This window comes from Dolichospermum circinale AWQC310F, from assembly GCF_000426925.1.
GTDB lineage: Bacteria > Cyanobacteriota > Cyanobacteriia > Cyanobacteriales > Nostocaceae > Dolichospermum > Dolichospermum circinale.
On the sequence record NZ_KE384674.1, the window covers coordinates 153,992 to 164,094 of the forward strand.

8 protein-coding genes are annotated in these 10,103 nt (G+C 35.7%); 3 read left to right on the top strand and 5 right to left on the bottom strand.

The features are described from left to right. Positions 1-115: 115 nt before the first annotated feature. The gene (locus tag ACIR310F_RS0108220) at positions 116-562 is read right to left on the bottom strand and encodes a PIN-like domain-containing protein (RefSeq protein ID WP_028083418.1); all 447 of its coding nucleotides are present in this window, start codon (positions 560-562) and stop codon (positions 116-118) included. Continuing rightward, a complete protein-coding gene (locus ACIR310F_RS0108225) occupies positions 559-1,260 on the bottom strand; it encodes a DUF433 domain-containing protein (protein ID WP_028083419.1) in 702 nt (233 codons plus the stop codon). Before ACIR310F_RS0108225 ends, ACIR310F_RS0108220 begins: the two co-directional genes overlap by 4 nt. Before the next feature lie 286 nt (positions 1,261-1,546). Between ACIR310F_RS0108225 and ACIR310F_RS0108230 the strand changes: the two genes are divergently transcribed. Next, positions 1,547-4,678: a plasmid replication protein, CyRepA1 family gene (locus tag ACIR310F_RS0108230; RefSeq protein ID WP_028083420.1), complete on the top strand. Its 3,132-nt coding sequence runs from the start codon at positions 1,547-1,549 to the stop codon at positions 4,676-4,678. A 128-nt stretch (positions 4,679-4,806) separates the two neighbouring features. Here the strand turns inward: ACIR310F_RS0108230 and ACIR310F_RS0108235 are convergent, their stop codons facing one another. Further along, on the bottom strand, positions 4,807-6,330 hold the full coding sequence (locus tag ACIR310F_RS0108235; protein WP_028083421.1) for a thymidylate synthase: 1,524 nt from the start codon (positions 6,328-6,330) through the stop codon (positions 4,807-4,809). A gap of 120 nt (positions 6,331-6,450) precedes the next feature. Between ACIR310F_RS0108235 and purM the strand changes: the two genes are divergently transcribed. Next, entirely contained in the window at positions 6,451-7,476 is a 1,026-nt protein-coding gene (gene purM / locus ACIR310F_RS0108240; protein WP_028083422.1) for a phosphoribosylformylglycinamidine cyclo-ligase, read from the top strand. A 404-nt stretch (positions 7,477-7,880) separates the two neighbouring features. Continuing rightward, positions 7,881-8,567: a PHP domain-containing protein gene (locus tag ACIR310F_RS0108245; protein WP_028083423.1), complete on the top strand. Its 687-nt coding sequence runs from the start codon at positions 7,881-7,883 to the stop codon at positions 8,565-8,567. A gap of 338 nt (positions 8,568-8,905) precedes the next feature. On the opposite strand, the gene ACIR310F_RS0108250 is transcribed toward ACIR310F_RS0108245, so the two are convergent. Both ACIR310F_RS0108250 and ACIR310F_RS21860 read right to left on the bottom strand, forming a co-directional pair. Next, entirely contained in the window at positions 8,906-9,346 is a 441-nt protein-coding gene (locus ACIR310F_RS0108250; protein WP_028083424.1) for a hypothetical protein, read from the bottom strand. Between the two features lie 66 nt (positions 9,347-9,412). Further along, positions 9,413-10,103 (bottom strand): hypothetical protein (locus ACIR310F_RS21860; protein ID WP_035367760.1); only part of this gene is annotated, 691 nt, incomplete at its 5' end.

Consider the following 10,103-nt stretch of genomic DNA (forward strand, 5'->3'; position numbering starts at 1 on the left):
TCATAACACCGGTAAGTGCTGTATCTGACAAATTTTTAGTATTGTCGGGTGGGCAATGCCCACCGACAGAGCGAGAAAATTAGCCATAAAAGAGACTCTATAACCTTTATAGCACTTAGATATTGTTAATATCAAACTGCTGCATTTCTGCCAATAACATCTGACTGTCTTTCCAAGACATTATTTTACCATCACGATAAATTTTAGCAATAAATGGAGCAGGATGCTTACGAACAAATCTTTGCATTTGTTCAGTTGCTTTGATAAATATTTCTGCCATTTCTTCCCCTTTTAAACCTTGGGAAGTTAAAATAAACATTTTTATTTGAGCGCGAGCAACAGCAATTCTTTCTAATTTGTTTCTGCTGATTCTATCATCTTTAGTCAAAACAACCCAGCCTCTTTGACCTATCTCTGGTAGCCAGTCTACATCTTGAGTGCCTTGACCAAAATGTTGATCATGAATTTCAACTTGAATACCTGCATGGCGCAGTTTTTCTGGAACAGTTCCTGTACCTAAGCACCTATCAGTAAAAAAGGTAATTGATTCAGGTTTACTCATGCAGCAGGTAGTTCACAGCGGATAGCTTCTTCAATTTTCAGGCGATCGCATTTATAATCATAAGCTAGATCCTGAATTGACTCACCAGCCTTTAATCTTTGAGCCAAAACAATGGTAGGAATTCCTGTCTCAGCAATCACAAGACGACCAAAAGCAATTCTAGGATCAATTACAACAATGCGGGGGTTATTTTCCTCTTGAGAAGCAGTAAAGGGAAAAAGTTTCATAGCAAATCCATTTTTATCAAACTCAATGCGTTGAAAATGAGTATTAAAACTGCTTTTCAAATCTACTCGCCAATCTTCTGAGACATTAAGCAAAGAAGCATATCTTTCTATGAATAAGTCAACCCCATTTATTGAGAATTTTTCACTGGCTAATGGATGTAATACTTGTGGATGTAATACTTGAAACTTTTCCTCAATATAATCAAGAGCTATTCTTACCTTGTCTCGTTGCATTTGGTGGTGTTTACGAATAGCTCTAAGAACATGAATTTCAACGAGGTTAGTAAATGAAAGGAGTTTAGGTTTAATATCTTGAGTTAAAATTAGTGGTTTTGAGAAATTAGAACCATTTGAGATTGAAACTGTCCAAGAGCGAATTGTACCTACCGGAATACGTAAGTATTTTGCAGCATCACTAATGGAGTAGATGGGAATATCTCTAGGATCAGTTTCTCCATAAAGGTTTTTCATAAATGTACCTACCAGAGATTTTCATGTTTATTATTTATATCATAAAATCTATCTGACTAAGAATAGCCAATACGTATAAGTAAAAATTATATGTATATATAATCATAATACAAATTTATTATTTGTACAGTTTCATGGCTAAAACCAAACCTTGATATATTCACAGAAGTATTTATATAAACAAAGTTAAAAAAATAACACTTAAATTTAAAAAAATATTTTATAAAAAATCAGCCCAGTCATGTTAAAGTTTTAATTTCCTGATATTCCTTAGCTGCTTCAGCTTATGCATCTGCATTCTTTACATCCGCAACACCTTGAAGAATTAGTCAAGAGCAGTGGTATAAATTTAGACTTAATTTGTTTAAACTTTAAATCGCTTCAAAGCACAAATGCTTATGAATACCTGCTGATTTCTGACAAACTCCCCCGCACCAACACAGGGATGATTAAAAGTGCATGGTTACAGCGTTATACTCATGTTACCGAAGGTGGTTGGTGGTGTTCTGGACTAGATCCCCTCAACAATTGGCATAAAATGGAATGGGGATGTTTTAAACCCAACCAACCGCGACAAAACCAGAAAGGTAAATCAATCAAATATGAACACCCTCCCAGCACACCCACACGCATATTTTGTTTACGCATATCTTTAGAAATTTGGCAACAAGTTGGACAACTTTACAACTTAGAAATACCGGAAAAAATCACCATTAATGATGACGGTGAAGCCGAATGTTTTTGGCAATGGGTAATTAAAAACAAGATATCCATTATCATTTGTGAAGGTGTGAAAAAAGCCGCAGCACTATTAACCCAAGGATATGTTGCTATTGCTATTCCTGGTATTAATAGCGGTTATCGAGTTATTAAAAACGAATTTGGCAAAGTTACCAGTCGGCAATTAATACCTGATTTAGCAGCATTCACAAACACAAAACGCGACTTTCATATTTGTTTTGATTTTGAAACTCAACAGAAAAAAATTGCCGCCGTCAATAATGCCATTTCCAAACTAGGTTGTTTATTACAACAACAAAATTGTCATGTTAAAATTGTAGAACTTCCAGGAAAAGAAAAAGGAGTTGATGAATTTATCATTGCTAAAGGTGCAACAGCATTTGATAAAATTTATCGTCAAAGTGTAGATTTAGATAATTACATTGCCCAAACAAAACCCCACACAGAGTTAACAATTCCCGCTGCAATTACTGTTAACTGTCCCTATTTGGAGAAAATTCCCTTTCCCACATCTGGCCTAGTGGGAGTAAAATCAGCTAAAGGTACAGGTAAAACCACCGCATTGCAAAGCATTGTTCAACAAGCAAAAAGCCGCAATCAACCAGTTTTATTAATTACCCATAGAATCATCTTAGGACGGTTCTTATGTGATAAAATCGGCATTAAATGGGGAATTGAACATGAAAAATGGAGTATAGAAGCTGATGAATTACCCCTTACTTATCCCTTAACAACTACACCATCTTTAGGATTATGTGTAGATTCAATTTGGAAATTAAAACCAGAACATTGGCGAGGAGCAATATTAATTTTAGATGAAGTTGAACAATCATTATGGCATTTACTCAACAGTGATACCTGTAAACAAAAACGAGTGAAAATTCTCCGCATTTTCCAACAATTAATTTCCACAGTGATCACAACTGGAGGTTTAATAATTGCCCAAGATGCCGATTTATCAGATGTATCTTTAGAGTATTTACAAACTTTAGCAGCAATTAAATTAACTCCTTGGATAGTCATTAATGAATGGAAACCGGAAAAAGGTTGGGATACAACTTTTTATGATTCACCTAATCCCACCCCCCTCATTCATCAATTAGAATTAGATCTAATTGCTGGACGTAAATGCTATGTAACCACTGATAGTCGTTCTGGTCGTTACAGTTGTGAAACTATTGAGCATTATTTAAGAGAACGGTTGCAAAAACTCAAAAAAGAATTTCCCGAAACCTTAGTAATTAGCAGTCATACTACTAATACACCTGGTCACGCAGCCGTTGATTTTATAGCGGCTATTAATCAGAAAATTAGCGATTATCATACGGTTTTTGTTACCCCTAGTTTGGGAACAGGAATTAGTATTGATGTTCAACATTTTGACCGAGTTTATGGTATTTTTCAAGGGGTGATTCCTGACTCAGAAGCCCGTCAAGCCTTAGCAAGAGTTAGGGATGATGTTCCCCGGATTATTTGGTGTGCTAAACGGGGTATTGGCTTAATTGGAAGTGGGAGTACAAATTATCGTTTACTATCTCATTGGTATCAAGAGAACCAAAAAGAAAACCTAGCTTTACTAAGTCCATTGCATAAAATAGATGTGGATTTACCTTTAGTTTATGATCCCATTCATTTACGCACTTGGGCAAAATTATCTGCAAGAGTTAATGCTTCTATTCGTCTCTATCGTCAATCAATGCAAGAGGGATTGATAACTGATGGACATCAAATTCAAATCCGAAGTAATGAAGTACAAAATAACATTCTGCGCGATTTACGTTTGGCATTTTTTGCCACTGAACCTAGTGATTTAGAAAACCGCAAACGCTTAATTTTAGAACTTGTTAAAGTTCAAAAAGATTGGGCGCAAAGTCGTCAAAAAGCCAAGGAAATTAAAGGCAAAATCAAAGACATTAAACAGCAAAATCAACTAGCAAACGCTAATGCTGTCGCTCATGCTAGGGATATTGGTTATATCGAATATGAACAGCTATTAACTAAACATTCTCTCACCCATGAAGAACGTCATCAAGTTAATAAATATATCCTCAAACAAAGGTATGGAATTGTCGTTACTCCCCAACTCAAATTACAGGATGAAAAGGGGTATTATGGACAATTGTTAATTCATTATTATCTCACTCATGAAAGTGAATATTTTCATGTAAAAGATCAGCAAGAATGGAATCAACAATTATTTTGGGGTGAAGGCAAAGTTTTTCTCCCAGATTTAAAAACTTATACACTCAAGGTGGAAGCTATGCGGGCTTTAGGAATGCTACAATTTCTGGAATTACAGCGCGTATTTAATGAAAATGATCCAGATTTGATGTGGTTGAAAAATGTAGCTATGCAAAGTAGTAAACACATTAAACGGGCTTTAGGTATTGATCTAGTTAGGGGTCAAGAAACTGTTTCAGGAATTAAGATATTAAACCGACTTTTGAGTTTATTGGGGTTGAAGTTAAAACAAGTAAATACTGGTTATCAAATTGATTTAAAAACCTTAAATGATGGTAGAGAGAAAATATTTGCAATTTGGCAAAATCGAGATGATTTGATGTTAAATTCTTTGCATAATCTCGAATGTGAAATTGTGGATTTGTCTAGCAGGGATGAATATGAATCTGTGCCTATGAATGACAGTAAGTTTCAACTTTGTGAGTTACAAAAATAGTTCAGGTGTGATTAACTGAATTAGTCAGAATTTTAGTGGTTATAGTTAGCAATAACTTTATTAATTGCTAACTATAATTTTCTTGATCACGCAGAGACGCAGAGGCGCAGAGAGGAATAAAATACGTTTTATTGTTTGAGAATTGTATTCTTTTTTAAAGGTTTATCTTGTTCATAAATAAGCTGTTCTTTCATTAGTAAAGCTGTTTCTGCTTTTTGTAATTCTACTCCTAAGTACATGGCATGGGAAATTTGTAAGCCCGGACAATTTGTGAATATTTGCTGAGAAATTTTATGTGCGGATTTACCAGAGTAACAATTAACTATTTCTCCAGAACCGGGGGTTGTATGTTCGACAATAATCTGATTATTTTGAATGGTAATAATGAAGCTACCCGCAGGATCAAAATAGTCTTTTCTTTGAGCAATTTTACTATATTGAGATGAAATTACGTTAGCGACATTTTCAAAACAATCATCGTAAATATGGGCGCTTTGACTAATGGTAATTAATGCTCCCATTTTTAATACATGATCGGTTCTATTAATTAAAGCATCATAAATATACTTTTGTAAGGCTCTTAATCCCATGGCGTTGGCTGGCCATGCTGAGAACATATCATTACTACGAAAGGTTGCGGTTAAAGATAGTTCATTGTTTACTATTCTTACCCAAATATGATTTAAGCAAGGTGGGTTATCGTTATGATCTTGATTAGCATCCCATAAGGACATTACAGCCCTTGCGGAATTAATATCATGAGCTAATTTTTCAATTACTTGTTCAATTTGATCTTTCCCAAACCAAGAACGCAACCTTTGTCCATAGGTGTATTTTACCCCCTCTTGATTGGTTGCATTATCTAATATCTGAGATATATATTCTTTTAAAAAACTCCTGTCTATTGGTAAATAGTTGGGTTCAGGAAAGTAAAAATCATCGGGTTCGTCGGTAATAATTGCCATTAAATCTATCAATTCTTGCCATGTTCCATCATAACCTGTGGGTCTAATTGTCCCGGTTGTCTTAATTCTATGAATGATTTTTACCCAAGTTTCAGCAATGGTTTTACCTTCTATTCTGTGTCCATATCTTGTGCCTGGAAAAACGTTTGATTCAGTTACTTTCATGGCAAATTCTAAGGGTGTTCCCCAAGGTGTAAGGGGTTCTTGATTTGCATAATATTTAACTTTTTCAACAGCATCAGATATTGATATGACTTCTTGAATTTCTATGGAGTCACGCAATTTTTCTAAGGCATTTATATTAATATCAATATCAATATAACCCGGAATCAAAGAACGAATTACCCAAGATTTTCGCCCAATATCACTAATACTTTCTTCTACACCATGACGGAAAAAATCTCCTAAACATTGACAACCACCTGCGTTTTTATCTTCTTTGGTAGCATTTAGAATAACCAAGTATCTAACATGAGGATTTAACAATAAATTACGAATTAATAAATTTATACCCCTGGTTGGTGAGTATAATTGTCCAATTACAGCATATTCATTCTTGTTTAAGTGTTTATATACTGCTTCTTTTACAGTCCATCCCGTAATTAACGCAGTTTGCCCACTTCCATAAATTAACTGACTTGGTTTATATTTAGCTGTATAATAAAATTGGTTTGTTTCCTTGACCACTTAATTGACCAGATTTTTATGACTAATGATTGATTATCTAGGATACAATAATTGATCTAAATTAGTAAATTATGTGATAATCATAACCTAAATAATCAATTGATAACGGTATAGTTAAGCATGGATTATCGGGATGCAGGTGTTGATGTTGAAGCAGGTAGAGCTTTTGTAGACCAAATTCGTAATTTGGTTCATAGCACTTTTAGAAAAGAGGTTTTAGGCGGATTAGGTGGCTTTAGTGGCTGCTTTCAACTCCCCACAGGTTACAAAGAACCAGTTTTGGTTTCTGGGACAGATGGTGTGGGTACAAAATTGAAAATAGCCCAAGTTCTCAACCGCCATGATACTGTGGGCATAGATTTGGTGGCAATGTGCGTTAATGATGTTTTAACATCAGGTGCAGAACCTTTATTTTTTCTCGATTATGTAGCTACGGGTAAATTAGACAAGGAACAATTAACTCAGGTAGTCGCAGGAATAGCTACAGGTTGTAAATTAGCCGGTTCAGCTTTATTGGGCGGAGAAACGGCAGAAATGCCCGGTTTTTACCAAATTGGTGAATATGACTTGGCTGGTTTTTGTGTGGGAATTGTCGAAAAAAGCCGAATGTTAGACGGTTCTCAGGTGCAAATAGGAGATGTGGCTATAGGTTTAGCTAGTGCTGGTGTCCATAGTAATGGGTTGAGTTTAGTCCGCAAAGTTGTCAGTAATGGCGGGTTTGCATGGACTGATACACCAGATATACTACATGGAAAATCTATTGGTGAGGCTTTCCTCACGCCTACACGCATTTATGTTAAATCTGTTTTAGCCGCATTACAATCTGGTGCGGAAATTCATGGTATGGCTCACATTACTGGTGGAGGTTTACCAGAAAATTTACCTAGATGTTTAAATCAGGGTCAAGCGATTAAAATGATACCCGAAAGTTGGACTATTCCTCCCATCTTTCGTTGGTTAGCTGGGGCTGGTTCTGTCGGTACTGAAGCTATGTATCATACATTTAACATGGGTATTGGTTTTGTATTATTAGTTCCACCCCAACAAGTAGAACAAATAATTACTCATTTTCAGTCCCAGGATCTTCCCGCTTATGTAATTGGCGAAGTGATAACTGGAACAGGTGAATTAGTTAATTTATTGTAAGGCCAAAAGTCTAAATTATCCGTATTAGACTATACACACAAAACCCATCTTCATGGGTTTCAAAACCTGAATTTTTCCTGAGTTTCCATAGATTGACTTTGTTCCTGTAGTAGGAATTTATAATTTTTTTATACTTTGAAAACAATTGTGGTCAATTTCTCTTTCATCTGTATCAGCAGAACAAGTTGTAAATTATATACAAACTTTAGATTTTCTGATGGAAGTAATCAAAAATACTCATGGTTTTCAGCGTTAATATTTGCTAAGATACTATTGACATATTGCAAAAATCCATTGGTGTAGTTAAAGAAGTATCTGTAATTACCAGTTAGCGGTATTGGTTATATCTCACGTATTAAGTAATACCCGTTTTGAGAAAAATGTAATTTTTGTGTAGAGGGGTTATGGTTATAAATTTTGCCCGGACTACTGTTTCCAAGGAACTACTAAAGCAAGTATTCCAACATATTGATGCTCAAAGTTGTCCCCAGTTATTTAATTTTCATATGCACACGGTTCACTCTGATGGTAGGCTAGAACCGAGTGAGTTGATGAGTCAAGCGATCGCAATTGGCTTAAAAGGTCTAGCAATCACCGATCATCATAGTATTGATGGCTATCAAGCAGCCAATTCCTGGTTAGAAGCGTGGAAATGCAGTCATCCAGATACACATACTCCATACCTGTGGAGTGGTGCGGAAATTAACGCCAATTTGCTAGATACTGAGGTCCATATTTTGGCTTATGCTTTTGAGTCAGAACACCCCAGCATGAAACCTTATTTACAAAAAATACCTGCGGTGGGTAAACCTTATCAAGCAAATAACGTGATTAGAGCCATTCAAGAAGCGGGGGGATTAGCCGTACTTGCTCACCCAGCCCGGTATAAGCGATCACATTTTGAGCTAATTCCTGCGGCCGTAGATAACGGAATTGATGGTGTAGAGACTTTTTACGCTTACAGTAATCCCAAACCATGGAAACCTAGTATTGGGGAAACCCAGGAGGTACAGGAATTAGCGGAGAAATTCAATTTATTTAACACTTGTGGTACTGATACACACGGTCTAAACCTACTGCAAAGGTTGTAAACTTGTATTTATCTGCTTTTAAACTTCCGGTTTGCATAACCAGGGCGTTAACACATTTATTATTTCAGTCTCAATTTGATTCTCATAAATCAGGGCTAAAGCCCTGACTACGAACTGAAATCAGGGACAAAGCCCTGACTACGAACTGAAATCAGGGACAAAGCCCTGACTACGAACTGAAATCAGGGACAAAGCCCTGACTACGAACTGAAATCAGGGACAAAGCCCTGACTACGAACTGAAATCAGGGACAAAGCCCTGACTACGAACTGAAATCAGGGACAAAGCCCTGACTACGAACTGAAATCAGGGCTAAAGCCCTGACTACGAACTGAAGATTATAATTTTGTGTGACACTTTGATAACACTTTATTGACAAAATTATCAGCTAGATATAATAATTCCACATCATCAATATCAAAATCACCTGCTAATACATCTTTGACAGCAGATATTTTGTCATTATCTCTAGAAATTCTCAAACATTCTTCTAAATCTACTGCTAAATCAAACAATGATATATCTCCTAAATACTTTCTAATTTTTATAGCTACATCATCATCACTAACCAAAAATTCTTTAATAGCATCAAATAACGGACTAGATATTTGATCATCTCCCCAAGTTTCTAACCAATCACTTTCTACATCTTCTACATAAATATGAACAAAATTTAATCCATAATTTAACCAATCTTGCTGCATATTCCGGGCTACTGCTAACGCTTCAGTCAGATTTTCGAGTTGAGCGTTGCTATTAGTTTGTTGTTGATTAACCATAAATGGCATTTTCAGCAGATTAATGATGTTGGCTAGGACACAGATTTCGATTTTAATATTTGGGAATCAGGAAAAATTCATATACTTCCCTTCGGCCAGATGATCACTGTTATACAGTGCAACATTGACTAATTGTTGAATAAAATCATTTTCTTGCGGATTATAACTCAAGAATAATCCTCTTTCTATTTCCCACAATTGCAGTGCATTTTGCCACTTTTGATATTTTTGAGCATGAAATTCTTCACTAACACTTGTGACTTGAATACAGAGTGGTTTATTTTGATGATTACTGACAATGAGGTCTGTGGCCATAGAAAGGTCAGCTATATAACGCCGCCAAAAATTCCCTTCACGATGGACAATATCTTGAGCTATATATTTAATGATATCACTATCAGCTTGATTAAATTCCCCAGCCATCATTTTTTTCTTCCAAATATAAAATTTGGTGTCTGTGGCGTTTATCCATTTAGGAAATAGATAACCGTACCAATATCTTTCATTGGCGGTCATTTGCTCAAACTGTAGTTTTTGCTCTTCTGCGGAGGGTAGAGATTTAATTGCTAACCAAACTCTAGAGTCTGTAATTACTTCTAATAAAAAAGCCACGACAATTGGTTTGGACATCAGAGAACCAAGCTTGATATGTTTAATCCAACGGTTGATCTCTATTAATTTTGTCATGAGACTTGGATCTATTTCAGAGGCTTGTTCAATGAGTAGGTTTAATTTATCCTTAATTTCTTTGGCTTGC

Coding starts and splice junctions, on each gene's coding strand:
- ACIR310F_RS0108245 (WP_028083423.1), top strand. CDS start 7,881: ATGGTTATAAATTTTGCCCGGACTACTGTTTCCAAGGAACTACTAAAG.
- ACIR310F_RS0108225 (WP_028083419.1), bottom strand. CDS start 1,260: ATGAAAAACCTTTATGGAGAAACTGATCCTAGAGATATTCCCATCTAC.
- ACIR310F_RS0108230 (WP_028083420.1), top strand. CDS start 1,547: ATGCATCTGCATTCTTTACATCCGCAACACCTTGAAGAATTAGTCAAG.
- ACIR310F_RS0108220 (WP_028083418.1), bottom strand. CDS start 562: ATGAGTAAACCTGAATCAATTACCTTTTTTACTGATAGGTGCTTAGGT.
- purM (WP_028083422.1), top strand. CDS start 6,451: ATGGATTATCGGGATGCAGGTGTTGATGTTGAAGCAGGTAGAGCTTTT.
- ACIR310F_RS0108250 (WP_028083424.1), bottom strand. CDS start 9,346: ATGGTTAATCAACAACAAACTAATAGCAACGCTCAACTCGAAAATCTG.